General features: G+C 70.5%; 22 protein-coding genes and 1 pseudogene. 9 read left to right on the top strand and 14 right to left on the bottom strand.

Translation table 11 applies throughout. The features are described 5' to 3' along the window. Window positions 1-134 precede the first annotated feature (134 nt). Entirely contained in the window at window positions 135-3071 is a 2937-nt protein-coding gene (locus tag GWK61_RS22865; protein ID WP_194911182.1) for a PKD domain-containing protein, read from the bottom strand. Window positions 3072-3197: 126 nt separating this feature from the next. Beyond that, window positions 3198-4049: a GNAT family N-acetyltransferase gene (locus tag GWK61_RS22860; protein WP_194911180.1), complete on the bottom strand. Its 852-nt coding sequence runs from the start codon at window positions 4047-4049 to the stop codon at window positions 3198-3200. A gap of 164 nt (window positions 4050-4213) precedes the next feature. Here GWK61_RS22860 and GWK61_RS22855 point away from each other — a divergent pair, with 164 nt between their 5' ends. Continuing rightward, complete coding sequence (locus GWK61_RS22855; protein ID WP_228562773.1) at window positions 4214-5032, top strand: phytanoyl-CoA dioxygenase family protein; 819 nt, start codon at window positions 4214-4216, stop codon at window positions 5030-5032. A 13-nt stretch (window positions 5033-5045) separates the two neighbouring features. After that, a complete protein-coding gene (locus GWK61_RS22850; protein ID WP_194911178.1) occupies window positions 5046-6005 on the top strand; it encodes a helix-turn-helix domain-containing protein in 960 nt (319 codons plus the stop codon). Here GWK61_RS22850 and GWK61_RS22845 read toward each other — a convergent pair. Beyond that, window positions 6002-6502: a metallophosphoesterase family protein gene (locus tag GWK61_RS22845; RefSeq protein ID WP_194911177.1), complete on the bottom strand. Its 501-nt coding sequence runs from the start codon at window positions 6500-6502 to the stop codon at window positions 6002-6004. The two genes, GWK61_RS22850 and GWK61_RS22845, sit on opposite strands and share 4 nt — an antisense overlap. Window positions 6503-6549: 47 nt before the next feature. Between GWK61_RS22845 and GWK61_RS22840 the strand changes: the two genes are divergently transcribed. Both GWK61_RS22840 and GWK61_RS59690 read left to right on the top strand, forming a co-directional pair. Beyond that, window positions 6550-7398 carry a DMT family transporter gene (locus GWK61_RS22840; RefSeq protein WP_194911176.1) on the top strand — a complete coding sequence of 283 codons (849 nt, stop codon included), beginning with the start codon at window positions 6550-6552 and terminating at the stop codon, window positions 7396-7398. A gap of 9 nt (window positions 7399-7407) precedes the next feature. Then, entirely contained in the window at window positions 7408-8655 is a 1248-nt protein-coding gene (locus tag GWK61_RS59690; RefSeq protein ID WP_194911175.1) for a cytochrome P450 family protein, read from the top strand. Between the two features lie 13 nt (window positions 8656-8668). Here the strand turns inward: GWK61_RS59690 and GWK61_RS22830 are convergent, their stop codons facing one another. Further along, window positions 8669-9238 (bottom strand): TetR/AcrR family transcriptional regulator, encoded by a 570-nt coding sequence (locus tag GWK61_RS22830; protein WP_194911174.1) that lies wholly within the window; start codon window positions 9236-9238, stop codon window positions 8669-8671. 94 nt (window positions 9239-9332) lie between these two features. Between GWK61_RS22830 and GWK61_RS22825 the strand changes: the two genes are divergently transcribed. After that, complete coding sequence (locus tag GWK61_RS22825) at window positions 9333-10865, top strand: DHA2 family efflux MFS transporter permease subunit (RefSeq protein WP_194911173.1); 1533 nt, start codon at window positions 9333-9335, stop codon at window positions 10863-10865. Between the two features lie 706 nt (window positions 10866-11571). Here GWK61_RS22825 and GWK61_RS22820 read toward each other — a convergent pair. The 3 genes from GWK61_RS22820 to GWK61_RS22810 all read right to left on the bottom strand — a co-directional run bounded on the left by GWK61_RS22820 (window position 11572) and on the right by GWK61_RS22810 (window position 15630). Beyond that, window positions 11572-12753 carry an AAA family ATPase gene (locus GWK61_RS22820; protein WP_194911172.1) on the bottom strand — a complete coding sequence of 394 codons (1182 nt, stop codon included), beginning with the start codon at window positions 12751-12753 and terminating at the stop codon, window positions 11572-11574. Between the two features lie 320 nt (window positions 12754-13073). Further along, window positions 13074-14237, bottom strand: coding sequence for a hypothetical protein (locus tag GWK61_RS22815; RefSeq protein ID WP_194911170.1), 1164 nt, complete (start codon window positions 14235-14237; stop codon window positions 13074-13076). A 157-nt stretch (window positions 14238-14394) separates the two neighbouring features. Continuing rightward, window positions 14395-15630 carry an epoxide hydrolase family protein gene (locus GWK61_RS22810; protein ID WP_194911168.1) on the bottom strand — a complete coding sequence of 412 codons (1236 nt, stop codon included), beginning with the start codon at window positions 15628-15630 and terminating at the stop codon, window positions 14395-14397. 144 nt (window positions 15631-15774) lie between these two features. Between GWK61_RS22810 and GWK61_RS22805 the strand changes: the two genes are divergently transcribed. Next, complete coding sequence (locus tag GWK61_RS22805) at window positions 15775-16563, top strand: G1 family glutamic endopeptidase (RefSeq protein ID WP_194911166.1); 789 nt, start codon at window positions 15775-15777, stop codon at window positions 16561-16563. 59 nt (window positions 16564-16622) lie between these two features. Here GWK61_RS22805 and GWK61_RS22800 read toward each other — a convergent pair whose 3' ends face one another. Beyond that, window positions 16623-17585 (bottom strand): hypothetical protein, encoded by a 963-nt coding sequence (locus GWK61_RS22800; protein ID WP_194911164.1) that lies wholly within the window; start codon window positions 17583-17585, stop codon window positions 16623-16625. A gap of 145 nt (window positions 17586-17730) precedes the next feature. Between GWK61_RS22800 and GWK61_RS22795 the strand changes: the two genes are divergently transcribed. Further along, a complete protein-coding gene (locus GWK61_RS22795; protein WP_194911162.1) occupies window positions 17731-18204 on the top strand; it encodes a GNAT family N-acetyltransferase in 474 nt (157 codons plus the stop codon). A gap of 15 nt (window positions 18205-18219) precedes the next feature. Here GWK61_RS22795 and GWK61_RS22790 read toward each other — a convergent pair whose 3' ends face one another. Continuing rightward, window positions 18220-19194: a helix-turn-helix domain-containing protein gene (locus GWK61_RS22790; protein WP_194911160.1), complete on the bottom strand. Its 975-nt coding sequence runs from the start codon at window positions 19192-19194 to the stop codon at window positions 18220-18222. A 58-nt stretch (window positions 19195-19252) separates the two neighbouring features. On the opposite strand from GWK61_RS22790, the pseudogene GWK61_RS22785 reads away from it, so the two are divergent. Further along, window positions 19253-20458 (top strand): annotated as a pseudogene (locus GWK61_RS22785) (MFS transporter); the annotation flags it as partial. A gap of 39 nt (window positions 20459-20497) precedes the next feature. On the opposite strand, the gene GWK61_RS56770 reads toward GWK61_RS22785, so the two are convergent. The 5 genes from GWK61_RS56770 to GWK61_RS22765 are packed head-to-tail and all read right to left on the bottom strand — an operon-like array spanning window position 20498 to window position 24842. Next, window positions 20498-21433, bottom strand: a complete 936-nt coding sequence (locus GWK61_RS56770) for a sugar kinase (RefSeq protein ID WP_369125602.1) — start codon at window positions 21431-21433, stop codon at window positions 20498-20500. Then, window positions 21430-22092, bottom strand: coding sequence for a bifunctional 4-hydroxy-2-oxoglutarate aldolase/2-dehydro-3-deoxy-phosphogluconate aldolase (locus GWK61_RS22780; protein ID WP_194911157.1), 663 nt, complete (start codon window positions 22090-22092; stop codon window positions 21430-21432). The genes GWK61_RS56770 and GWK61_RS22780 overlap by 4 nt, the downstream gene beginning before the upstream one ends. A 32-nt stretch (window positions 22093-22124) precedes the next feature. Continuing rightward, window positions 22125-23270: a galactonate dehydratase gene (dgoD, locus tag GWK61_RS22775; RefSeq protein ID WP_194911155.1), complete on the bottom strand. Its 1146-nt coding sequence runs from the start codon at window positions 23268-23270 to the stop codon at window positions 22125-22127. Continuing rightward, entirely contained in the window at window positions 23267-23998 is a 732-nt protein-coding gene (locus GWK61_RS22770; protein WP_194911153.1) for a FadR/GntR family transcriptional regulator, read from the bottom strand. The genes dgoD and GWK61_RS22770 overlap by 4 nt, the downstream gene beginning before the upstream one ends. A 58-nt stretch (window positions 23999-24056) precedes the next feature. Next, on the bottom strand, window positions 24057-24842 hold the full coding sequence (locus GWK61_RS22765) for an SDR family NAD(P)-dependent oxidoreductase (protein WP_194911150.1): 786 nt from the start codon (window positions 24840-24842) through the stop codon (window positions 24057-24059). A gap of 128 nt (window positions 24843-24970) precedes the next feature. Here GWK61_RS22765 and GWK61_RS22760 point away from each other — a divergent pair, with 128 nt between their 5' ends. After that, the gene (locus GWK61_RS22760) at window positions 24971-26014 is read left to right on the top strand and encodes a substrate-binding domain-containing protein (RefSeq protein ID WP_194911149.1); all 1044 of its coding nucleotides are present in this window, start codon (window positions 24971-24973) and stop codon (window positions 26012-26014) included. Window position 26015: the final 1 nt, after the last annotated feature.

The following is a 26015-nucleotide window of genomic DNA, read 5'->3' as shown; positions in this document are numbered from 1 at the left end:
CACCAGCACCCACCCATAAAGCAGAAGCGCCTGATTCGACGCGGTGAACAGCCAGGGCGACCGCGAACACGTCGCGGCCGCCCCGGGGCGTTACAGGGTCCTACTGTTGTCGCTATCGATCCTCGCGCTGTCGACTAGCTCGGGCTCCCCATGCACGTATACGGAGCCCCCACCTGCGCCGGAACCGACGTCACCCCCGGCGGCAGCGCGCCGTGCAGGGCGTAGTACGCCAGGTCGGTGGTGATCGCCTGGGTGTCGGTGGCTGTCGCGCCCGCGGCGTTGATGAAGTTGCCGGGGCCCATCTGGGCCAGCGTGTTCACCGGGTCGACGCCGTAGGAGAACGGGGTGCCCGGGCCCGGGAGGTCCGAGGGGTTCGCCCAGTTGCACACGTTGCTGTACAGCGCGCGCACCGCCGGGGTGCCCACCGCGTACACCAGGTAGTTGCCGTCGAGCGTGTCGGCCCACGCCACCGCGAACGAGGTGGTCACCTGCTGCGCCGGCAGGCCGGCTGCGGCGGCGGAGGCCTGGGCGGTCGCCGCGTCCGCGGCGTCGGCCGCGTACAGGACGATCTGGTTCGCCCAGCTCGCCGGGGCCGTCGGCAGGGCCGGCGCCGAGTGCCAGGAGCCGGACGGGTCGCCGCTGCGCGCCCCGGTCGTCTCCTCGCTGAGGGTGCCGGCGTTCGTCAGGTACAGGTTCGAGGGCTGCTCGTCGACCTGGTACGCCATCGCGCCCGCGATGCCGTCGGCCGATCCCGGCAGGGTCTTGCTCTGCCAGCCGGTGCCGTCGTTGTACGTGACCGCCGGCGCGCCGGACGCCGTCAGGTAGAACACCTCCATGCCCAGCGGCGCGCTGACGCTGGTCTCGGTCAGCGTGCCGGGAGGCTGCGGGAAGTCGCCGACGTTGGCCGGCAGCACCGAGGGCAGCAGGTAGGTCGTCGCGGCCTTGCCGCCGGCCGCCGTCGGCGAACCGGGCAGGGTGGACTGCTTCCAGCAGGAACCGTTCTGCGTCGCCTCGCCGAGCGTGCCGTCAGGGGCCGTATAGAAGACCTCTGCGGTACCCGCGGCCGTCGTCGCCGCGGCCAGGCTGCTGCCCTTCGCCGCGAACGCCGCCATCGGCACCGTGATCCAGGTCGGGCCGATGTCAGTGCTCGACGTCACCAGGCCGCCCGCGCCGATCCCGAGGACGACCGGGCCGTTCGTGGTGTCGGCGAGCACCAGCGAGCCGGGCTGTGCGACCGGCGCCGGGTCGAGCACCTTGGTGCTCCAGCCGGACGCCGTCTGCACGTCCGCGGACAGCTGGCGGTGGCGGTTGACGAAGAAGACCTCTGTCTTGCCGTCGGCCGTCGTCGTGGCGTTGACCGCCCCGCCGGCGATCGCCGTGCCCGGCAGCGCCTGGGTCTGCCAGCCGCTGGAGGTCTGCGAGGTCTCGGCCAGCGAGCCGTTCGCGGTGCGGTAGAAGGCGTGCGCCGTGTTCACGTTGGCGTTCGCCACGTCCGGGTAGGTCAGGGCCGTGATGTTCCCGGTGGCGTCCGGGGTCCCCGGCACCGCCCACTGGATCCACTGCCCGCCGTTCCAGTAGTCGACCGCGAGGCCGCCGGCCGACCGCGTGAAGGTGTACTGCACCACCGGCAGCGGGTCGTACCAGATCTGGTCGGTCGGTGCCGAGGCGACGGCCGCCGAGGCCGCGACGACCTGGATGTTCTTGCGCACCGTGGTGGTGGTGCCGAAGCTGGAGGTGATCGTGACGGTGGCCGTGTACGTGCCCGGCTCGCTGAAGACGTGCGTCACGTCCGCGCCGGTCTCGTTGGTCATCCGGGTGTCGCCGAAGGTCCAGTAGTAACCGGTGATCGTGCCGCCGGACACCGAGCCGGAGGCGTGGAACTGCGCGGCGGCGCCGTCCACGGCGACCATGGCGGCGTCCATGGCGCCGGTCGGGTTCGCCTGCTGCGCGGTGGTCGGCGGGGTCACCAGGGCCCACTGCTCGCCCGGGCTCTCCACGCTCGCGGCGAAGGCGGCCAGGTCCTTGATGTTCTGGTCGTACTGGACGTCCACCGCCGCGTCACCGGAGAAGTCGCCGTTGACCATGTTGATGGTGCCGTCGGCGTTGATGCCGGAGATCAGCCCGACGTGGTCGGCGAAGCCGTTGGGCAGCCGGCCGTGGCGGTAGAAGAGCACTGCGTCGCCCGGCTCCGGAGTGCCGGTGTTCGCCTGCGGGTTCTGCCCCTGGTGCACGGCCCAGGTGTGGAACGAGACCGCGCCGGCGTTGAGCGTGTTCATGTCCGCGGTGACGCCCGCCTGCTGCCACACCCACTTCGCGAAGTCCGCGCACCAGGTCTCGTTCTGGTTCCGGACATTGAAAGTAGAGTCGTAGCCGCAGCCGTCGCTGTTGGACGAGAAGCCCGCGACCAGGGTGCTGTACGGGTCGCAGTCGATGGTGTTGAAGTTCGGCACCGGGGGATTGGTCTGCACTCCGACCTGGCTGAGCGCGATGTCGGCGATCTTCTGGCCGAGCGGCGTCGCATCGTTGGCGGCGGCGGGCTTGGCCGCGATCGCCTTGCCGGCCGCGGCCTTCTCGGCCGGCGCGGAGCCCGAGCACACGCCTGGCGCGGAGATGTTCCAGGCGGTCTTCAGCGCGGCGGGCAGGCCGGTCGCGCAGCCGTACAGGCCGGTGCTGACCAGCCGCCAGCTGCTCCCGCTCTGGACGAAGACACCGGTGTTGGCGTCCTGCAGCGCGACGGCCTGCTCCGGCGTGTCCGTGTCGGCCGCGTCGAAGGCGGCGACGGCCCAGGTCTGGCCGCCCGCCGTGCCGGTGTGCAGGGTGCCGGCGCGGATGCCGCCGATCGCGTCGCCGCCGACGTGCCGTCCGGCCGCGAAGGCCCGGGTCAGCGTCGCCGCGGTGGACGAGGCGGCGGACGTGGCGGCGGACGTGGCGGCAGACGTCGCGGACGGCGTCGCCGGGCTCTGCGAGGAGTCGGCCGTGGCGGCCGGCACCGTCGCGGTCGCGAGTGTGAGTGTGGTGAGTATTGAGACGAGTACGCGTCTCGACAGGGGGTTCGTACGTGGTCGTGACATGGGCGATGTCCCTCTCAGCCCGACGGAGTCAACCTTCTGCGTAGGGTGGAGCGACTGAGAGGGTATCGCGGATTGGCGTGGAGTGGTGTGGACTGATGTGGAGCCGGTGTCGCCGGGCTGACTCGCCTAGCCCTCCCGGACCTCCGGATTGCTCCAGCGCCAGTTCCGCCGCGCGTACAGCCGGTGCAGCCCGGCCCGCTCCAGATTCGCCAGCGACGCGTTGGCGGTCCCCGGCTGCGGCCGGCCGGTCTCGGCGACCACCCATTCGCATCCTGCTTCACGCGCCGCCTCGATCCGGGCCGCGATGAGCGCCGGCTGCGCGCCGAGGCCGCGGTGGCTCGGGAGGGTCGAGCCGGAGTTGAGCGAGGCGACCGGACCGTGGACGAACAGGTTGGCTCCGGCGACGATGTCCTCGCCGTCCCAGACCGCGAAGGGGATGAAGCCCGGGTTCTCCACGTACGCGGCGACCATGGGGCCCAGGGCGTCCTCCGGCATGCCGAACCCGCGGACCACCACGCGGCCCCAGACCTCGGCGTCCTCGGGACGGACCGGCGCGACCCGCAGCCGCGTCGTGCCCGGAGCCTCGACCCGGTCCAGCGGCGCGGCCAGCTTCCACCACTCGCCGCCTTCGGCGAGCCCGAGGTCGGCGGCGATCGCCGGCCAGTCCACGGGCAGCGCCGACGGGGCGATCTGCAGCGTCGCCGACGGCGTGCCGGCGTCCCGGAAGAACGCGAGGACCTCGCGCAGCAGATCGGCGGTGACCGGCTCGGTCGCGCCGAAGCCGAGGGCCTTGCTCCAGAAGCCGGTCGTGTCCTCCTTCATGGACAGCGCGACGCCGCCGCCGATCCGCGCGGTGGTGATGCCGAGCTGCTTCTTGGTCGGGGCCGGCGCCCCGGACTCGCACACGTAGTACATCTCCGCCTCGACGGTCTCGGCGTAGGCGGTTTCCAGCTCGGGAGAAGGCAGTGACATGGTCATGTCACCAGGATGCGGACCGTCCCGCTGTAGTTCGATCCGGAGTGGGTGATCCGGGTCACAACAGCGAAATCCACGCAGCCGCGGGCGTAGCCTGTCCGGATTCCCCACCTCCGTGACCGTCGAGCCGCTCTGCAAGCGCCAGAGCCCCGCCTACCTTCGAAGACATGGCCGAACAGCACATGCAGACCGTCCCCGAAACCGCCGCTCCGACCGTCGCGCGGTACCCGATTACCGACGCCGATGTCCGTTTCTACCGCGAGAACGGCTACCTCCTGGTGAAGGGTCTCCTCAACGTCGATGAGGCCGCCGCGATGCGTGAGGAGTGCCACGACCTCCTGGGGCGCCTCAACGAGACCGACGACCCGACGTGGGGGAGCGCCCGCGAGGCCGCCGGCGCCGGCACCGCCGCCACCCGGCTGCGGCACTGCCACGACACCCAGTTCCACTCCGCCGCCTTCGCCCGGCTGCTCGTCGACCGCCGCTTCACCGACACCGCCGCGGCGCTGAACGGCAGCCCCAACCTCCAGCTCCACCACACCAAGATGTTCGTCAAGCCGCCGGAGAACGGCTCCCCGTTCCCCATGCACCAGGACCACCCCTTCTTCCCGCACGCCGAGGACACCGTCGCCGCCGCGATCTTCCACTTCACCGACGCCGAGGAGGAGCGCGGGTGCGTCCGCGTCGTGCCCGGCAGCCACCGCGACGGTCCGCTGGAGCACATCGAGGACGGCAGCTGGCACCTGGCCCCGGACCAGTGGCGGCTGGACGACGCGGTGCCGTGCCCGGCGGAGGCCGGTGACGTGCTGTTCTTCACCTACCTCACGGTGCACGGCTCCGGTCTCAACACCTCCGACCAGGAGCGCGTCACGTGGCTGGTGCAGTACCGGGACCCGGAGGACCGGCCGACCACCGACGACCACCAGTGGTCGCTCGGGCAGGGGATGATTCTGCGCGGCGTCGATCCCACGGCGCGGCGGCCGTGACGGACGCTGCGACGTGACGGACGTCGCCACGGCGGACGGGCTGCGCCTCTCGGGCGCGGCCCTGCGTCGGCTTCGCGCCGAACGGGTCGGTGTTCGACTTGCCGGACGCCGGATCGAGTTCGTCGACTGGGGCTTCTACGCCCCTGAGCCTTGGCGCAACTTTCCCCACGTTCACTCTTGCTACGAGCTCTGTTACGCCTACGCGGGGCATGGAACGTTCCGTGTCAGCGGGATCGATCATCGGATCGGCCCGGGGGAGCTGTTCCTGGCCCGGCCCGGCGATGTCCACGACATTGTTGCGTCCGACGACGATCCGATGGGCATCGTGTACTGGTCCTGGGCGGTGCTTCAGGACGCGGCCGGTGCGAAGGCCGAGAACGAGCGCGACGCCTCCGACCTCATGGAGGCCTTCACCGCCGGCGACGACCGCATCGCGATGGCCGCCGACGGTCCCGTTCCCCGCATCCTGCTGCTGCTCGCCCGGGAGGCGGCCGACCCCGGACCCGGCAGCGCGGAGATGATCGGCTCCCTGGCCTCCGCGCTCGTCCTGGCCACGGCGCGCGCCCTCAGCGACCCGCCGTCCCGCAGCCTGTCGCGCCAGCCGGCCCGCCTCGCTCCCGCCACCCCCGGCGCCCCGACCGTGACGACCATGATCCGCTACCTACGGGACAACTACCACCGTCCGGTCCGCATCCGTGAGGTCGCCGCCCAGGTGCACCTGAGCGAGCGGCACGCGGCCCGGCTGTTCCGCGAGTTCGCCGGTTGCACCGTGCACGCTTACCTGGCCCGCTGTCGGCTTGAGGCCGCCGCCCAACTGCTCTGCGACCCTGGCCACCGCGACACGCCCATCGCCGCGATCGCCCGCTCCTGCGGGTACCTCGACCGTCGCCACTTCACCGAGTCGTTCCAACGGCATTGGGGGTTGTCGCCGGCCGCGCTTCGGGCTCGGGGCGGTACCAAGCACCTTCTTTAGCGAGGCGGCAGGTTGTGCAAGCGCACATCGCAGAGCCGGCCGTCCTCCACGACGGCGGTCATGAACGTCGCAAAAGGCTGCCGACGCCGGTCGGTCGGCGAACCGGGGTTCAGCAGGCGCAGGCCGCCGGGTGCCTGACTGTCCCACGGGATGTGGCTGTGCCCGAATACCAGGACGTCGGTGTCAGGGAACTGTGCCGCACACCGCTTCTCACGCCCCTTCGCCGGACCGGTCTCGTGCACTACGGCGAACCGGCACGACTCCAGCTCGACGTGCGCCACCAACGGCAGCCGCTCCTGCAACGCCGGGCCGTCGTTGTTGCCGTAGACCGCGACCAGCTGCTTCGAACGCTTCTGGAGCAGGTCGAGGGTGGCGGTGTCGACCCAGTCCCCGGCGTGGAACACGACGTCGGCCTCATCCAGCGCGTCGAGCAGCGGCGCGGGCAGGACTCGGGCGCGGGTCGGGAGGTGGGTGTCCGTGGTCAGCAGCAGGCGCACGCGTGTCTCCCGTGGCGAGTCGTCTTTGTTCCGTCATGCTATGACATGTGACGATTGCGGTAGCAGTGACGGCAGCCCTTTTAGCCGCCCTGGCCTTCGCGGTCGCCGCCGTGCTCCAGCAGTCTGCTGCCGCGTCCGTCCCCGAGACGCGATCCTTGCACCCGAGCCTTGTGCTGTCCCTGGTGCGCCGTCCGGTGTGGCTCGCCGGCGCGGCGCTGGACGTCGCTTCCTTCGGCATCCAGGGCGTGGCGCTCGCGTTCGGCCCGCTGGTGCTGGTGATGCCGCTGGCCTCGACCGACCTGCTGTTCGCGCTGCCGCTGCTCGCGTGGCGTCGAGGCCGCCGGCTCACGCGCGCCGAGATGGCCGGCGCCGCGTGCACCGCCGGCGGGATGGCCGCGTTTCTGGTGGCGCTGCCTTCCGTGGCGGGGACGGCCGTTCCGGGACTCGCGGACTGGACGGTGGTGCTGATCGTCGTCGTGGCGGTGGTGGCTGTGCTGCTCGCGGTGGGGATCCGGACGTCGGGGAAGGCCCGGACCGCTGTGTACGCGGCGGCGGCCGGGATGCTGCTGGCGCTGCTCGACGCGGTGACCAAGAGCGCGGCCGACCTGTTCCGCAACGACGGCTGGGGAGCGTTGGGGCACTGGGAGCCGTATGCGCTGATCGCCGTCGGCGTCACCGGACTGCTCCTCGTCCAGAGTTCCTACCAGGCCGGTTCGCTGGCGATCAGCCTGCCGGTCATCGACACCGTGGAGCCGGTCGGGTCGGTGCTGATGGGGGCCGTCGTGTTCCGGGAGCCGCTGGCCACGTCGTGGGCGTTGGCCGGGCAGGTGGCCGCCGGGGCGTTGGCGGTCGGCGGGATCGTGATCCTGAGCAGGTCGTCGTTGGTGCGGGACTAGGCTGGTGCGGTGACAGTCACAGACGCGGACATCGCCCGCGCGCTCGTTCCCGTTCTCGGCGCCGACCACGAGGTGGTGGCCGAGCGGCTGCACGCCGAGCCCGGGGGCGTGCACTTCACGCGGCTCGCGGGCGGGGAGCGGATCTGGGTCGTGAGCCGGTATGAGGACGTGCGGAATCTGCTTGCCGATCCGCGGTTGGCGTTGAACAAGAAGGCTTCGCGGGCTGGTTACCAGGGCTTCGGGTTGCCGCCGGCATTGGAGGCGAACCTGCTGAACCTGGACGGCGAGGACCACGCGCGGCTGCGTTGGCTGGTGTCTTCGGCGTTCACCGCGCGGCGGGTGGACGGGCTTCGTGGGCGGATTCAGGCGCAGGCGGATGAGCTTGTCGATGCGCTGGCCGGCGATGCGACCGCCGACACCGGCGTGGCGGACCTGGTCAGCGCGTACGCGGCTCCGCTCCCCATCGCAGTGATCTGCGACCTGTTGGGCGTTCCCGGCGAGCAGGGCGCGACGTTGCGCGGGTACACGCAGGTCCTGCTCGCGCCCGGCGAGTACGGGCCTGAGCAGGTGGCCGGGACTATGCGCGGCATCATCGGCCTGCTGTCCGGCCTGCTCGCGGCCAAGCGCGACGAACCGGCCGACGACCTGCTCTCGGCCATGATCGCGGCACGTGACGGTGCCGACCGCCTGTCCGAGGACGAGCTGCTCTCGTTGGCCTTCCTGATCCTGTTCGCGGGCTACGAGAACTCGGTGCACGTGATCAGCGCGGCGGTGGCCCGGCTTCTTGCGGACTCCGCAGCCGCCGACGCGGTGCGTGCCGAGCCGGACGCGCATACTCCGGGCATGACCGCGCTGGTGGAGGAGGTGCTGCGGCGCGATCAGCCGGGCACTACCGCGATCCGCCGCTTTCCGACTGAGGATGTGGCGCTTGGTGAGGGCGTGGTGATCCCGGCCGGTGACACTGTTCTGCTGTCGGTGAGCTCTGCGAATCGTGATCCGGAGGCTGCTGCGATCTCGGGGGCCGGGGTCGGGGCTGGCGCGGGTCACGTCACGTTCGGCCACGGAGTGCACTACTGCTTGGGTGCGCCGCTCGCTCGGCTCGAAGTGCGTATCGCGCTGTGGACCTTGTTGGCCAGGCTTCCCGATTTGGCTTTGGTGGTCCCGTCGGAGGAACTGGTCTGGCGGTCGAGCCATCGGCAGCGTTCGCTCGCCGCGCTTCCGGTCACGGTCGGGAAGGTGCTTCCGCGCTCCGCCTGACCGGGGCTCACTCTTACCGCACCAAAGGCAGGAAGATCGTATCGACGATCTCCTCCAGGACGTCGTCGGGCGCGGGGGAGTAGGTCGTCAGCAGCTCGTGCCGCAGCAGGTCGAACGGCAGGGTCTTGACGCGTTCGGTGAGGCGGTCGGCCTTGGCCTCGCCGCGCTCGACGGCGCGTTCGAAGATCGCGTCGACGGCCTGCTTGCGGCCGGTCGCGGTGGGGTCGCGCAGGTCGGCGGTGCCGGCTCCGGTCTCCTTGTGGTAGCCGGCGAAGTAGCTGCTCATCGCGGTGACGAGCTCGACGCTGGTGGCGTTGATCTCGCGCAGGAGGGTTAGGACGTCCTTGCGGAGGCTGCCGGTGTCGGGGGCGACCAGGACGTTCTTCTGGAGGACGCGCGTGAGGGTCGCGCGGACGAGGGCGTCGCGGTCGGGCCAGCGGCGGTAGAGGACCGGCGGGCTGGTGCCGGCGCGCTTGACGACGGCGTCCATGGTGAAGCGGGCGTAGCCGACGGCGGTGAGTTCTTGCCAGGCGGCGTCTAGGAGGGCGTTTTCCAGGGCCGCTCCGCGGCGGCGTTCGGGCATTGTGGCTCCCTGGGTTAGATAGAGTTGCGTATCTAATCGTAGCGGCTTAGTGTGGGGGTCGTAAGATAGATCGCTGTATCTTAAGGAGTCGTCGATGGATGCCACCTCTGCTAGCTCTGCCAGCCCAGCCGCCCCAGCCGCCCCAGCCGCCGTTGCCCGGCCGCCGGAGTCGGACCGCATCGATCCCGCTCTGCGGCGGCTGACGTTCACGCTGATCGTCGGGGCGCTCGCCGTCATCTTCGACACCACGATCATGAGCGTCGCGATCGACAGCCTTGCTGGGCAGCTGCATACGTCGCTGGCCACTGTTCAGTGGGTGACCACGGCTTATCTGCTGGCACTGTCCGCGACGATGCCGGCTGTCGGCTGGGCTCAGGCGGTGTTGGGCGGTAGGCGGTTGTGGATCCTGGCGCTCGGGCTGTTCTTCGCCGGGTCGATGCTGTGCGCGGCGGCGTGGAACGCGCTGAGCTTGATCGCGTTCCGCGTGGTTCAGGGCGTCGGCGGCGGCGTGATGATGGTGCTGATGGCCACGCTGATCATGCAGGCCGCGGGCGGTCGCAATATCGGCAGGATCATGTCGCTGATCACGGTGCCCACTGCGCTGGGGCCGGTCATCGGGCCGGTGCTTGGCGGGGTCATTCTGCATCTGGGGGACTGGCGCTGGATCTTCTTGTTCAACGTGCCGTTCTGCGTGGTCGGGGGCTACCTTGCGTGGCGCGACCTGCCGCACGACGGGCCTCGGCATGGGGCGCGTCCGCGTCCGCGTCTGGACGTCGTCGGGATGCTGCTGCTTTCGCCCGGTGTTGCTGCTGTCATCTATGGCCTGACACAGCTCGGCGGTTCCGGTGGATCTGGCGGGCTGGCAAGTGCCAAGGCCGGGTTGCCGCTGTTGATCGGGGTGGTGCTGCTGGTCGGGTACGTCGCCTGGGCCCTGCGTCGCGGCGCTGACGCGCTGCTCGACGTTCGGTTGTTCCGGCACCGGTCGCTGGCTTCGTCGTCAGCTCTGCTGCTCCTGGCCGGTGCTGCACTTTATGGGGCGATGCTGCTGATGCCGCTGTATTGGCAGCAGGTTCGCGGCGAGTCGGCGCTTGGGGCTGCGCTGCTGCTGATTCCGCAGGGCGTCGGCACGCTGCTTTCCCGTTCGCTGGCGGGGCGGTATATGGACCGCTTCGGGGCGCGGCCGATCGCTGTTGTTGCGTTCGCTGTCACGTTCGCGTCCACGGTGCCGTTCGGATTCGTTACCGCCACGACGAGCAACACGGTGCTGATGGCGGTCCTGTTCGTCCGCGGCCTGGGGCTCGGCGCAGCGATGATCGCGCTGATGGGCGGCGCTTACGTTGGTTTGCAGCGTGACCAGATTCCCGCCGCTTCCAGCATCAGCCGCGTTGCACAGCAGGTCGGCGGGTCGGTGGGCACTGCGGTGCTGGTCATGATTCTGCAGCGTGCGATGGCTGGCGCGCACACGGTGTCTGCGCAGGCTGCGGGATTCGGCGACGCTTTTTGGTGGGCTGCTGCGTTTACGGCTGCGGCGGTGCCGTTGTGTCTGCTGCTGCCGGGGCGCGGTGGTGCTGATAGCGAAGCGCAGGATACTGATGTGGCTGCTGTCGAAGAGCTCGCTGAAGCCTGAGTGGGATTTTGGGTGAGTCGTTGCTGGTGGGCTGGGCGTGGGATGTGCGGTTGGTCCGTGGTTTACAGGCGTTTTTTGACGGCTTCGCCAATGGTTGGATGGCCTCGCAGGGGAGCGCAGTTCGGTTGAGCGCTGCGGGTTGCGCTGGCGGCCGCCGGTTTTCGCGAGCACGACCGCGCACTGGTCCGAGTCTGTGCGTGGTGCGTTGGCGGGTGGTGGTTTTCGCGTGCAAGATCGCGCACTGGTCCGAGTCACTGCGCATGCGTTTGGTCTGGCGGCTGTCTGCCGCGTTTGGTGGGTGCGTTGAGGCCTCTGGCGGGCCTCCTCGACGAGGGGGCGACCCGCGCGTCGGGTGGTTTGGTGGCGGCCCGTGACTGTTCGGCTTTCTATCCGCTGTTGCCTGCGCCGCGTTGTGCGGCGGCGGTGCTGCTTGTGGTCGCCGAGGTTCTGGGTCCCTCGCCGCGTCATCGCCGTAAACGGAACCAGCCCGGTCTGGCGGAATCAAGCCGCATCACACTTGCAGTGGTCCAGCCTCGTCCGGCTTGACACCGCCAAACCGGGCAGGTTGGCTGCGCCCGCTGACGCGGCGAGGGACCCAGAACCAAACCCCCACATGGTCCTTCGGACCCCCTCACCACACCACCAGCCGGGCGCGCCCGTCACTGGCCGAGGCCGCCAAACTCAGTCGCGAAGCCCCGCCGCTCGTTCACCGCTTCGGCCAGAACCACAGCGGCGAGTCCAGCAGCCCCTGCCCCGGCAGCACCGTCTCGCCGTTCACCTTCTCCAGCTCGACCATTCCGACATCCCGCCGCAGCTCGCCTGCTGCGCGGGCGATGGCGCGGATCAGGGCGTCGGCGTGGGAGACCACGATTATTTGGCTGCGTTCTGATACTGCTGCGATCAGTGCTCCCAGTGGTGCCAGGAGGTCGGGGTGGAGGCTGGTTTCCGGTTCGTTGAACACCAGGAGGTCTGCGGGGCGGGGGCTCAGTAGGGCGGCGGCCAGGAGGAGATAGCGCAGGGTGCCGTCGGAGAGTTCCGGGGCGCCGAGGGGGCGGAGGAGGCCGTGTTGCCAGAGGTGGAGGGAGAAGCGGCCGTCGGCCTCGACCTGTACCTCCAGGCGGCTGCCTGGGAAGGCGTTGTCGATCGCCTCGTCCAGTTCTGTGCGGCGGCCGGTGGCGATGATGGTCTGGAGGGCGGCGGCGAGGTCGGCGCCGTCGTGCGACAGCACTGGGGTGCGGGTGCCGATTTGGGGGGCGCGGGCTGGGGCGTCGGCGTCGGTGCGGAAGTGGTCGTAGAAGCGCCAGGAGCGGATGCGGTCGCGGACTCGGAAGAGTTCTGGGGCGGCCTCGGGGTCGGCGAATTCGCTCAGCATGCTGTCGAACTGCTGGATCGGGTAGGGCTTCGGGGCCCATTTGCCGTCGGTGCCGCGGATCTTGACGACGTCGTTGTGCCGCTCGATCAGGGACGTCGCCGGGCGCAGTACCGGGCCGCTCCACACCGCCTCGGTCTTGATCGCCGGGTCGAGGTTGAACTTGGCCGCCTCCGGCTCGCCGCTGGGTACCGGCAGGCCGAGGTCGATGGCGTAGCCGAACTCGTCGCCGCCGAAGCCCAGGCGCAGGCCGACCGGCACGCTGCGCACCGTGCCCTGCGTCCGCTGACCCGGCTTCGTGCCGCGCTCCGGGCCGGCCCACAGCGTGGAGCGCAGGCCTCCTTCGCGCGCCAGAGCGGCCACGGCGCCGTTGCGCGAGACGTCGGCCAGCAGGCGCACGGCCCGGTACAGGCTGGACTTGCCGCTGCCGTTGGCGCCGGTGACGACGGTCAGCGGGCCGACCGGGATGCAGAGGTCGCGCAGCGAGCGGTAGTTCTCGACGGCCAGCGTGGTGATCACGCCTTCGACCGTAGACGAAGCCGCTGACAACCGCTTGACCAGGACGGAGTCCGGCCGGACTGCTGGGGCCGTTGGAAGTGCGCGTCGAGGACCGATCCGTCCCCTGACGGGCGTCATCCTCAAGTCCGTCCTCGCCGTGCTCCTCGCCGACGCGAACTGCGTGGTCGGCATCGGGGTCCTCGCCGACCGGATCTGGCAGGGCGATCCGCCGGCCGCCTGTGGCGCGGCGAACCGGGCGCCGAACTCACCGACGACAGCCGTGCCCGCGCCGATTCGGTACTCGTCGGCGAGAGCACGGCTGTCAGCTGATCAGCTCAGCCTCACCCGTTGGTGCTGAGGAACGCCTGAGTGTTGCCCAGCGCCATCAGGGTGCTGCTCGGCGCCGCCGCGAGTTGGAACAGGACGCCGCTCGCACTCGGCACGGCGACGTTGCTCCACGCGGTCCCGTCCCAGTGCTGGAACGCCGGGTTGGCGGTGCCGGGCTGGAACCCGAGGGCCCAGGCGTCGGTCGGCGACAGCGCGGCGACGCTGGACAGGCCCTGCGGCGTCGCCGTGCCGGCCGGCGAGGTCGCCACGGTCCAGGCCGTGCCGTTCCAGTGCTCGACGATCTGGAGGCGCGGCGCGTGCCGGCCGAAGCCGGTGACCGTGCCGACGGCCCAGACGTCGTTCGCCGAGGTGGCAGCCAGTCCGTTGACCGCCACCTGGTTGACGCCGACGCCGTTGAGCGTCGTGAACTGCGGCGTCGGGATCACGCTCCACGCCGTGCCGTCCCAGTGCTCGACGACGGCGGTCTGCGACCCGGAGTTGGATGCCACCCACACGTCCGAGGCCGAGTGCGCGACGATCGCGTTCCAGGACGGGACGCTGTGCAGGATCCCGTTGGAGGTGTACGAGTCGGGGTTGGGCACGATGCTCCACGCCGTGCCGTTGAAGTGCTCGATCAGGCCCACGAACCCGCCGGCGGAGGAGTCGAAGTGCTCGCCGGCCGCCCAGACGTCGCTCGGGGACGTCGCGGCGACCACGTTCAGGGTCTCCTGGCTGCTGGTGGCCGCCTTGCCGCCGGGCGCGGCGGCCCAGCGCGTGCCGTTCCACTGTTCGAGCAGCGCCGAGTAGGACCCGGCGGTGTTCTGGCTGTAGCCGGCCGCCCAGGCGTCGGACGGCGAGATGTTCGCGACACCGTTCAGGACGTCGACGTTTCCGGTCGGGCTGGGCGTCGGCGTGACCTGCCACGCGGTGCCGTTCCAGTGCTCGGCCTGCGTGGCGATGACCGTGTTCGCGTTCAGATAGTCGACGCCGACGGCCCAGGCGTCAGAAGCCGATTTCGGGGAGATGGACATCAGTTGCATGGTGCCGGGGTTCACCGGCGGTATCGAGGTGAAGGTCGTGTCGGCTCCCGCCGCCTGCGCCGTCATGGGACTCATGACGAGCGCTGCGGCGATGCCGAGCGCGGTTGCGGTCGCTGCTAGGGCACCCGTTCTTCTCATCGTGCCGATCCTTCCGATCGTCAGATGCCTCTGCGCCATCCCACGCGGATGGCGCCCTGGCACGACCGACACGGCGCTGGTGCCCGTGAGGTTCGGCGGACTCGTGTGATCGGCCGGATTTGGCGTGAAAGCCACATTGCCGGGCCCGCACGACGGTTCACGGCCTCCGGCCCCGGAAAGTACGGCGCAGGTCGTCGACCCAGGCATCAGGGTTCTCCCACGGGATGAAGTGGCCGCCGTGGTCGTGCGCGGTGACGTTGACGTGGTTGAACCAGTCGGCGCGGGGGCTGGTGGTGAACGCCCGGACGCGCTCCTCGGAGGTGTGGATTCCGGGCGGGTTCTCGTAGGCGACGAAGGTCATGCCGACCGGGGCCTCGACGACCGGGACGCGGTCGTGGGAGGGGGACCAGGGGTAGCGGTTGGCATTGGCGTAGTAGCGCAGGGACGTGGCGATGGAGTTGGTGACCCAGTAGATCGTGGCGTGGGTGAGCAGGTCGTCCTTGCTGAAGACGGACTCCAGGTCGCCGCCGTTGTCGCTCCAGGAGTTCCAACGCTCCAGCAGCCAGGCGAGCAGTCCGGCGGGGGAGTCGCTCAGGCCGTGGGCCAGGGTCGCGCCATCGAGCATGTGCACGGCGAGATGGGAGGCCGAACGGTGGTCCTGCTCGATGATGCGGGCCCTGATTTCAGGGCTCTGATCCTCGGTGAGCGGCCGGTTCTGGGCGAAGTCCCAGGCGCGCGGGCCGGTGAAGAAGTCCAGCGGCAGGCCGGATCCGATGTGGATGCCGTAGAGCTGGTCGGCGTACTTGTGGCCGAGCTGGCTGGTGACGATGCCGCCGATGTCGCAGCCCCCTGCGGCGTACTTCTCGTAGCCCAGGGTCTCGGTCATCAGGGTGTGCCAGAGGTCTGAGACCTTCCAGAAGTTGACGTCGGGGAAGCCGGTGAGCGGGCCGGGGAAGCCGAAGCCGGGCAGGGACGGCACGATGACGTCGAAGGCGTCGGCCGGGTCGCCGCCGGACGCGGCCGGGTCGGCGAGCGGGTCGATCACCTTCGACCAGTGCCAGAACGTCCAGGGCCAGCCGTGGGTGAGGATCAACGGGATCGGGCGGGGGCCGCGGCCGGGCTTGCGCAGGAAGTGGACAGGGACGCCGGCGACGTCCACCTGGTAGTGCTCGTAGGCGTTGATGGCGGCCTCGGCGCGGCGCCAGTCGAAGCCGTCGCGCCAGTAGGCGATCAGTTCACTGAGATAGCCGGCCGGCACGCCGTAGGACCAGTCCTCGTTGCCCTCGTCCAGCGGCGCGCGGGTCAGGGCCAGGCGGGTCCGCAGGTCGTCGAGGGCTTCGTCGGGCACGTGGATCGGGGCCGGCTTCAGGGGGAAGTCGTGCTGGACGGTCATGGAGCGGTTCCTTTTCAGTGTGAAAACGTCAACGTGCCGACATCACGCGCTTTACCCTCCCTTGGTTTCCAGCGGAAGGGTATTCGGCCACTCTCCCTTATAAGCCTGCTGCGATGGGCGCCACCCCCACGTGAAAGGAACATTATGGCAATATCCGGATACCGGGTCGGCCTGGCCTGCCTCGCCGCCGGCAGCTCGGTGCTGCTCGCCGTGACCCCGGCCGGCCCCGCCTCGGCCGCCGCCGCGCCGCGTATATCGCACATATCGCACGCCTCGCACGCCAAGGCCCCCGCCACCTTCCCGCACTACAACCACGCGCGGCCCGGGAACCACAAGGTGCACGACGACCAGATCTGGGGCGGGTACGCGGACACCGGCAACCAGTTCACCTCGATCAGCGGCTCGTGGACGGTGCCCACGCTGGACTGCTCGTCGGTGTCGGACAGCTCGGTCTCGCCGTGGATCGGCATCGACGGCTACGGCACCAGCACGGTCGAGCAGATCGGCTTCGACCAGGACTGCCAGGGCGGGGTGGCCGGCTACTACCCGTGGGTGGAGATGTATCCGGCGGACTCGATCTACTTCACCGAGACCGTCAACGCCGGCGACCAGATCACCGCGTCGGTGTCGGTCAACGGCAGCGCGTGGACGCTGACCGAGAGCGACACGACGCAGGGCTGGTCGAAGACGTTCAACGAGACCGGGAACGACCAGCTCGGCTCGGCCGAGGCGATCGTGGAGGACCTGGGGAACGGCATCGGGCCGGTGGCGCCGTTCGGGTCGGTCACGTTCACCAACCTCACGGCCAACGGACAGCCCCTGGACCAGGCCGGCACGGTCAACTCCACCGACATCCAGCGCGGCAACACGCCGCTGACGCAGAACTCGCCGCTGTCCAACGGGAGCTTCAGCATCAGCTGGCTGAGTTCCTGACCGCTGCCCTTTCCCTGCCTGCTTTCCTGTCTCGCCCCGGTGCCCGGGCCGCGTCCCCATCACGGCGGCCCGGGCCACTCCCATCGCACGCCGATGACGCAGGGGTCGAGGTCGACGCCCATCGCGCAGGCCCGGTCCCGTTCGTCGAGCGTCAGGACGCGTTCGGTCTCGACGTCGTCGTCCGTCCCGGAAGCCGTGAACTGCACGCAGCGCGCGGGCAGCGCGGGCCGGGTGAACTCGACGTCGATGACGTGCTCGCGCATCGGCAGCCGCAGCCGCCGGCTGGTCTCGCGGTCGCTCGGGTACGGCGGGGTGAACTCGACGACGTACTCCATGACCAGCAGCTCGCCGCGGTTCAGCGGCCGGGGCAGCCGCAGCTCGGCGATGGTCAGCCCGGCCTCGGGCCGGGAGCGGACGGCGCCGAGCGTGCAACCGCGCAAGGGGCGGATCAGCGGCGCGCTGCCGTCGGCGGCCTGGTCGATCACGATGGCCGAGCGCACGTCGTTGGTGGCGGCCCGGACCAGCGCGCGGGAGTAGAGTTCGCGCAGCCGGCGGTCGGGGCCGACTGTGAGCCGCTCGTACTGGGACAGGCGCACCAACAGATCGTCGGAGCCGGTGTCGAACTCGCTGAGCAGCCCGGCGATCGGATCCCAGCCGCGGTAGACCTCCACCAGGTCGGGCGCCTCGGCGTAGGCCATCCGCCCCCGCGCCCGCCGCGGCCCGACCAGCGCGGCCAACGCCCCCGGCGGCACGCCGACGATCTCCTCCAGCCGCCCCAACGCCGCGATCGACGCGTCGCGCTCCGGTTGCCGGCGTCCCGACTGCCAGCTGCTGAGCGTGGCCAGGCTGAGTGGCGTGCCGTGCTGCCGCAGGCGGTACTGGATGCGGTCGAGGCTCAGGCCGCTGTCAGCGATCGCCGCTCGCAGGGCGGCGGAGAACGGGCCGGAGGCGAGGAGGCGGGAAAGGTCGGCGCGGCTTCCGGGTTCACTCCGCGCCGGTGCCACCTGGACGCGCCTCCTCATGGCACTGATCCACCGCTGTCAGCGACGATCCTTCCGCCGGGCTGAGGGTGCGAAACGTGGGCCCCACTAGGAGGACCAGTTCACCTCTCGCTTCGCGTCGGGAATGCGGATGAGCGGTGACGGTCGCGCGGCTAGCCTGGCCACCATGGCCGTGTCGCTTCATGAGATCACCGAGGGCAATCGCGACGCCGTCTTGGCGCTCCGGGTGGCGCCTGAGCAGGAGCGTTTCGTCGGTTCGGTGCGTGGCGCGTTGGCAGACGCCGTCGCGTATCCGCATGCGGGACCGTGGTTCCGAGCCGTTCACGCCGACGGCGAGCCGGTCGGATTCGTGATGCTGAGCTGGAACGTGGAACCGCAGCCCCCGGACGTCATCGGGCCGTGGTTCCTGTGGAAACTCCTCGTGGACCGGCGATACCAGGGGCGCGGCTACGGTGCCGAGACGGTGCGACAGGTCGCGCGTCTCGTCTGTGCCGAGGGCGCGACCGAGCTGCTGACCAGTTACGTGCCGTCGAACGGCGACCCGGCCGGGTTCTACCGGCGGCTCGGGTTCGTGCCGACCGGCGATCTGGACGGCAACGGCGAGGTCATCGTGCGCCTCGTGCTGGATAGCAGGCGGTGAGCTGGGCAGGTTCGTTCAGGCCGCGAGCCGATCCCCGTCATCTGTGCGCCGATAGACGACCCGCCGCCCCACCCGCGTGCCTTCGATCAGCCCTGCCTCGCGCAGCACCGTGATGTGGCCGCCGGCGGTGCCCAGCGAGACCTCCAGCGTCGTCGCGAGTTCGGTGGTCGTCGCCGGGCGGCTCAGCTCCAGCAGGATCCGTGCTCGGACCGGGCCGATCAGGCGTTCCAGCGCGCGCACCCGGTCGGCTGCCGGGCCGCCGCCGCGCTCGGCGACGCCGCGTGCCGGGTACACCAGGGCGTAGCTGTCGGGTGGGACCTCGCAGAGCCAGGTACCGCTTGAGAGGGTGACCGGGACGAACTGCATGCCCTCGGGGCCGACGATGCGGTCGGCGTTCGGCCGGTGGCTGAAGCGGATCGCGTCTTCGCCGACCCATTCGCTGCGCTTGTTCATGGTGCCCAGCGCGTTGGACCATCCGTAGACCGCCACCAGGCCCGCGCGGTACGTCACCTCGCGTTCCAGCAGCGCGCGGCGGCGTGGCCAGTCGGGGAGGACGTGGTCGCGCCAGACCGTGTCCAGCAGCTGGGCGCAGCGTTCGGCCCAGTCCGTGCCCTCCAGCCAGCCCAGGCCGCCGGCGATGTCGGTGTGCTGGTCGCTCGCCTCAATCTGCGCGCGTATCTCCGCGTCCGAGAAGCGGCGGACGGCGTCGAGCTCCTGCGCGAACGTCGTGCGCATACCGCCGGGCGGGGGCAGGGCGACGAAGTCCGGCAGCCAGCTGGCCGTGACGAGCAGCCGCACCAGCCCGGCCGTGAACCGGTCTGACGCCACGCGCGCACGGAAGGTCGCGGCATGCCGCTCGTGCCACGACGCCAACCACGGGTCGGTGCACGGCTTCGCCAGCATCCGCAGCGCGCCGAACGTCTCGGCCAGCGGCGACAGGGCGAAGCGGGACCTGGACAGGGCCAGCGGCGACAAGCGCAAGAGCGTCATCTTTCGCCTCCATCCGAAGGGTTAGGATTCCACACCGCGCGCTCGGACACTCGCGGGCATGCCCGAAAGCCCTGCCGACCAGCCGCAGCTTCCACGCGAACAAGACGCTCGACCCCCGCTCCACCTCCTCCGCCGCCACGACTTCCGCTGGTTCTTCACCGGCCAGACCGTCTCCCTGCTCGGCACCGCGATGTCCCCGGTGGCGCTGGCCTTCGCGGTCCTCAACGCCTCCCATGACAAGGCCGGGGACCTCGGTGTCGTCCTCACCGCGCACATGATCCCGATGCTTGTCTTCCTCCTCGTCGGCGGCGCGACGGCCGACCGCTTCGCCCGGCGCACCGTCCTGGTCTGGGCGAACCTCGGCTCCGGGCTGACCCAGGGCGCCGTCGCCGCGCTCCTGCTCACCGGCCACTACGCGCTGCTCCCGGTGGCCGGGCTCGAACTCCTCAACGGCGTCCTGGCCGCCTTCACCACCCCGGCGCTGCGCGGATTCGTCCCCGAACTCGTCGGGCGCCACCAGATCCAGCAGGCCAACGCCCTGCTCAGCTCCCTGCGCAACGCCACGAGGATCTTCGGCCCGAGCCTGTCGGGCGTCCTCGTCGTCGCGATCGGCAGCGGCCCCGCCATCGCCTTCGACGCGGCCACCTACCTGTTCGCGGCCGTCTGCCTGCGCATGCTGTCCCTGACCAGCCGCCCGAAGAAGGTGCAGAGAAAAACGGGCATCTTTGGCGACATCCGCGACGGCTGGCGCCAGTTCCTCGGCTTCCGCTGGGTCTGGACGGTCTCGGCGACCTTCTGCCTGATGAACCTCGTCCAGACCGGCACCTGGCAGATCCTCGGCCCGGAACTGACCGGGAAGACCAGCGGCGCCGCCGCCTGGGGCTTCGTCCTGAGCGCCCGCGGCGTCGGTCTGCTGGTCATGAGCACACTGCTGACCAGGCTGACGATCCGCCACTTCCTGGCGCTGGGCCAGCTCATGAGCGTGCTCATCGCCATACCGCTGCTGGTCCTCGGCGCAGGCCTGCACGCCCCGTACCTGATCGCCGCGGCCTTCGCCGCCGGCCTCGGTTCGGCCGTCGCGAGCGTCAGCTGGGACACCTCGCTCCAGGAGCACGTTCCGCCGACCGCGCTCTCCCGCGTGTGCTCCTTCGACGACCTGCTGTCCTACGCGGCGATCCCGGTCGGCCAGCTGAGCGTCGGCCCGCTCGCGTCAGCGTTCGGCGGCTTCCGCGTGGCGACCGTCGCAGGGATCATCTATGTCGCCGTAGCCTTCTTCCCCCTGGCGTTCAGATCGGTTCGACTCCTACCGCACGGTGGTCCCGGCGGGCTCGTCGAGCAGAGCGAGGTCGGCGCGGGTGGGCAGACCCTCCCAGTCGCCGGAGGTGGCGACGGAGAACGCGCCGACGGCGACAGCGCGGCGCAGCCGCTGCTCAGCGGGCAGCCCGTCGAGCAGACCTGACAGATAGCCCGCGACGAACGCATCCCCGGCGCCGACGACGTCGACCACCGGCACCGAATGCGCCGGCACTGACACGGTGCGGCCGTCGGCGGTGGTCACGCTGGCTCCGTTGCCGCCTCGCGTGACGACCACTTCGCGGCCTCCCTGCACTCCGGACGTCGGCGCCACCAAGTGCAGCTCGTCGCTGGAAGCAATGAGTACATCAGCAAGCTCGGCCAGCGGAAGCAGCACCTCGCGCGCACGCTCCGGTGACCACAACCGCGACCGATAGTTGACATCAAAGCTGACCGTCACGCCCAAATCGCGCGCACGCCGAGCCGCGACCAACACGGTCTCAGCAGCGCTCGGACTGAGCGCAGGCGTGATACCGGTCAGATGCAGCATCCGGACCCCGCCCTCCAACGCGGCCAGCACGTCGCCAGGCTCCAGCGCCGACCCGGCCGAACCAGCCCGGTGGTAGTCGACTCGGATCAGACTGCCGACCCGATGCTCCCGAGTCATCAGCCCGGTCGGGCGGCCGTCCGAATCCACGCGCGCATAGGCGATATCGACGCCTTCAGCGCGAAGCGTGCGTAGAACCAGTTCGCCCACCCCGTCGTCCCCGACCCGGCCGACCCAACCGGCTCGGTGCCCCAGCCGAACCAGCCCGATCGCGACAGTCGATTCGGCACCCGCCGCCGACAACGTCATGGCCGAGCCGAGCCGAATGGGCCCGCTGGCGCGCAACCCGCCCATGGTCTCGCCGATGGTGAGAACGTCCAGGCCACCCGGCGACGTCATGTGCCGACCGCCGCAACCGCCGCGACCGCCAAAACCGCCGAAACCGCCTCGGCCATGCCGACCCGCCACCCGGCCGCACGCCGCCGCAGTTCCGCCACGTCGCCACCCTTCGCCGCATCCCCGATCAGCGGCGATCCAACGCCGACCGCGACCGCGCCGACAGCCAGATACTCCCGAGCCGCCTCCAGATCGACCCCGCCGACCGGCACAAACGGCGTCGCCGGAAACGGATCCCGCAAAGCCCTGAGATACCGCGGCCCACCGACCGACGCCGGAAAGACCTTCACCGCATCGGCACCGAATTCGCCCGCTGCGATCACCTCGCTCGGCGTCAGAGCCCCGACGAACATCGGCAGCCCGACTGCAGGTCCGTCCCGCAGATCGGCGCCGAGCCCCGGCGTCACCAGAAACCCAGCCCCCGCATCAGCAGCGCGCCTCGCGTCGTCAGCGGTGACCACAGTCCCGGCCCCGAGATCGGCCTCGGCACCGAGTTCAAGCCGCGCCTGCTCGATCACCCACAAGGCATCCGGCGTCGTCAACGACACCTCGACCGTGCTCAGCCCTTCCTCGGCCAGCACCAACACCGTTCGCAGCGCGGCATCGCGGTCCGTTCCCCGCACGATGGCCAGGGTCCGAAACGGTATTCCGGTCAGATCCATAGGAATCCTCCCCATTCCACTCACCGTCTCGCTCACCATTCCGCGAACGATCCGTCCTCATGCAGCCACACCGGATTCCGCCACCGATGCCCGGTCTCATCGGCCCGCCGCACCGCCGCCTCATCGATCTCGATCCCGAGCCCCGGCCCGGTCAGCCGCGCGATGTGGCCGTCCCGCACCCGGAGCGGCTCGGGGTCGAGCAAGTAGTCGAACATCTCGTTGCCCTTGTTGTAGTGCAACCCCAGGCTCTGTTCCTGGATCAGGAAGTTCGGCGTGGCGAAGTCCAACTGAAGACTCGCCGCCAGCGCGATCGGCCCCAGCGGGCAGTGCGGAGCCATCGCGACGTCGTACGTCTCCGCGGCCGCGGCGATCCGGCGCAGCTCGGAGATCCCGCCGGCGTGCGAGACGTCAGGCTGCGCCACGGCTATGCCGCTCGGCAGCACGTCCCGGAAGTCCCAGCGCGAATACAGCCGCTCGCCGACCGCCAGCGGCACGCCCGAGGACTCGGCCAGCGAACGCAGGTCCCGACTGTGCTCGGGAAGCACGGGCTCCTCGACGAACAACGGCTGCAAGGGTTCGAGCATCCGCAGCAGCCGCCGCGACATCGCCGTCGACATCCGGCCGTGGAAGTCCACGACCACGTCGCGATCCGGCCCCAACGCCTCCCGCACCGCCGCGACCCGCGCGACGACCTCCTCGGTCCGCGCCGGGGTGTCGATGTGCCGCATCTGCGCCGAGCCGTTCATCTTCACCGCCGTGAACCCGGCCTCGACCTGCTCGGTGGCCAGCTCCGCGACCTGCGTCGGCCGGTCGCCGCCGATCCACGCGTACACCCGCGCCCGCTCGCGCACCGGCCCGCCGAGCAGCTGGTGCACCGGCACCCCGTACGTCTTCCCGGCCAGGTCCCACAAAGCCTGGTCGATGCCCGCGACCGCCGAGGACAGCACCGGGCCGCCCCGGTAGAAGCCGCCCTTGGTCAGCACCTGCCAGTGGTGCTCCAGCCGCAGCGGGTCCTCGCCGAGCAGGTATCCGGACAGCTCGGCCACGGCCGCGCGGACCGTCTCCGCGCGCCCCTCGACCACCGGCTCGCCCCAGCCGGCCAGGCCCTCGTCCGTGCCGACGCGCAGGAACAGCCAGCGCGGCGCGACCAGGAACGTCTCCACTGATGTGATCTTCATGCGGTCTCTTCCCGGTCCGGTGAGCCGATCAGCTGCCGCAGGTCGGCGACGGCCTTGGCGAGCAGGTCCTCGACGGCGCGCGCCGCCGCCTCGGGGTCCCGCGCGGCGATCGCGTCGACCACCGCGCGGTGCGCCGGGACGGCGTCGTCGGCGCCGTGGTCGGCCCCGTGGTCCGCGCCGTGCACGAAGCTGTCGCGCACCCGCAGGCCGGCTTCGATGACCACTTCCATCCCGGTGAGCAGCTCGTTGTGCGCGGCGGCCAGCAGGGCTCGATGAAAGGCCAGGTCGGCCTCGACGGTCGCCGGGACGTCGCCGTCGGCGGCCTCCATCAGCTCGATCGCCTCGACCAGCGCGGCCAGGTCCTCCTCGGTGCGCCGCCGGGCCGCCAGGCGCGCGCCGGCCGGTTCGACGATCGCGCGGACCTCGGCCAGATCGTCCAGGAAGCCCTCGTCCGGCACGCCCTGGCCGCGCCAGCGCAGCACGTCGGCGTCCAGCAGGTTCCAGTCGGCGCGCGGCCGGACGAAGGTGCCGCGCTTCTGTCGCGAGTCGATGAGTCCTTTGGAGGCCAGGACGCGCAGCGCTTCGCGCACCACTGTCTTGCTGACTCCGAGCTCTGCTTCGATCTGGTCGGGGTACAGCAGGTCGCCGGGGGCGGTGTCGCCGCGCACGATCCGCTCGCCGATCACGTCGACGGCCTGACCGTGCAGGCCGCGTACGTGGACACTCATACTGGGAAACCCTTCCGCTGCCCGGCACTCACTTCGCCGGTGGCTGTCATGACGAGCCTTATGACGAAGCTTTGACGACGGACCAGCCACCGTCCACGACCAGGTTCGCGCCGGTCACGAAGGAGGCGTCGGCCGAGGCCAGGAACGCCACCGCCGCGGCCACCTCCTCGGGGCGCCCGAAGCGTCCGGCGACGGTCTCCGCGACGCTGGCGGCGCGGCCCTCGGCGTCGACGCGGTCCCACGCCGCGGTCATGATCGGGCCCGGCAGGACCGTGTTGACCCGGATCCGCGGGCCGTATTCGACGGCCAGCTGGCGGCCCAGTGCGCACAGCGCTCCCTTGGTCGCGGCGTAGGCCGGATGGCCGGGCAGGCCGATCAGCGCGTGCACCGAGGAGGTGAGCACGATCGAGCCCTGATTCTCCCCGAGTATCGCGGCGAAGGCTCGCACTCCGAGCCAGGCGGCCTTCAGATTCACGCCGAGTTGTCCGTCCCACTCGGCCTCGCTCAGCTCGTGCGCCGGCTTGACGATCACCCGGTAGGCGTTGCTGTGCAGCACGTCGAGCCGCTTGTAACGGGCGTGTACATGTTCTGCCAACGCGTCCCACATGGCGGCGCTCGCGACGTCCCCGGACCAGTACTCGGCCCGGCCGCCGGCCTCGACGATCTCTGGCGCCGTGTTGATTTCCTGCGCCACCGCGCGGCCCGCGTCGTCGGCGACGTCGACGGCGATCACCGCCGCACCCTCGGCGGCCAGGCGTTTCGCGGTGGCCGCGCCGATGCCGCCGGCCGCACCGGTCACCACGGCGACCCGGTCGGTGAAGCGGCGACAGGTCTGTTCGTTCACGGGGCCACCCTATCTAAGATAATTAATTATGCAATAATCTTGACGCACGCCGACGCGGCTCCTACATTCGCTCCACGAGCGGAGCACTCCGCTCATCAGGCATCTCCTCGCCTCATCGGAGTGAGAACATGAACCTCGCGCGTGTCCGCGGCTCGGCCGCAGTGCTCGGCGTGGCGGTGGCGCTGTGTGCGACCGCCTGCTCGACCGGCAAGTCCACCACGGCGGCGGCCTCCTCCGGCGCCCCGGTCACCGGCAAGATCACCCTGACGTACCTGCAGAAGCAGGGCGACCAGCAGTACTTCATCGACGAGGCGGACGGCGCCAAGGCCAAGGCCGCCGCGCTCGGGGTCGACCTGAAGGTGGTGAACCTCGGGGACGACGCCAACCAGACCGTCAGCGACGTGCAGGCCGCCGTCGCGCAGAAGAGCAGCGGCCTGATCATCGTGCCGCCGGATCCCTCGGTCGGCCCGCAGGTCGTGCAGCTGGCCAAGGACGCCGGCATCCCGCTGCTGACCTCCGACGACCAGGTGTGCACCTCCGGCCCGAACCCGGCGTCGTGTCCGACGGCGGACCTGGTGCCGCGGATCGGCTTCAGCGGCACGCAGATGGGCACCGACGTCGGCAAGAAGGCCGCCGACCTGTTCGCCAAGGCGGGCTGGAGCGCGGCAGACACCCGCACCATCTCGGCGTGGAAGCAGGACGTGACCGTCTGCACGGACCGCGTCAAGGCCGCCAAGGCCAGCTTCACCGCAGGGGCGGGCGCCGGCGTGCAGAACATCGACGTCGCCACCGACAACACCCCGACCGGCGCGCAGGACAAGGTCGCCGCGACGATCACTGCCAACGCCGGTGTGAAGCACTGGGTGATCTGGGGCTGCAACGACGAGAACGTCCAGGGCGGTGTCACGGCCCTGCAGAACGCCGGCGTGTCGGCGGACAACGTGATCGGTGTCGGCCTCGGCGCGTACCTGGCGTGCAAGGACTGGGGCAGCTCGCAGCCCACCGGCATGAAGGCGGCGCTGTACATCAGCGGCAAGAACATCGGGGCGCTGGCTGTGCAGACCATGTACGACAAGCTCAAGAACGGCAAGGCCTTCCCGCAGGAGGCTGACGCTCCCACGACCATGGTGGACGCCACGACCTGGCAGTCCGCCGGCGTGAAGTGCAGCTGAG

Origin of the sequence: Catenulispora rubra (genome assembly GCF_015356825.1) — a bacterium.
GTDB classification, from domain to species: domain Bacteria; phylum Actinomycetota; class Actinomycetes; order Streptomycetales; family Catenulisporaceae; genus Catenulispora; species Catenulispora rubra.
Note: the sequence above shows the minus strand (reverse complement) of the source record. Positions and strands in the feature narration are given on the sequence as shown.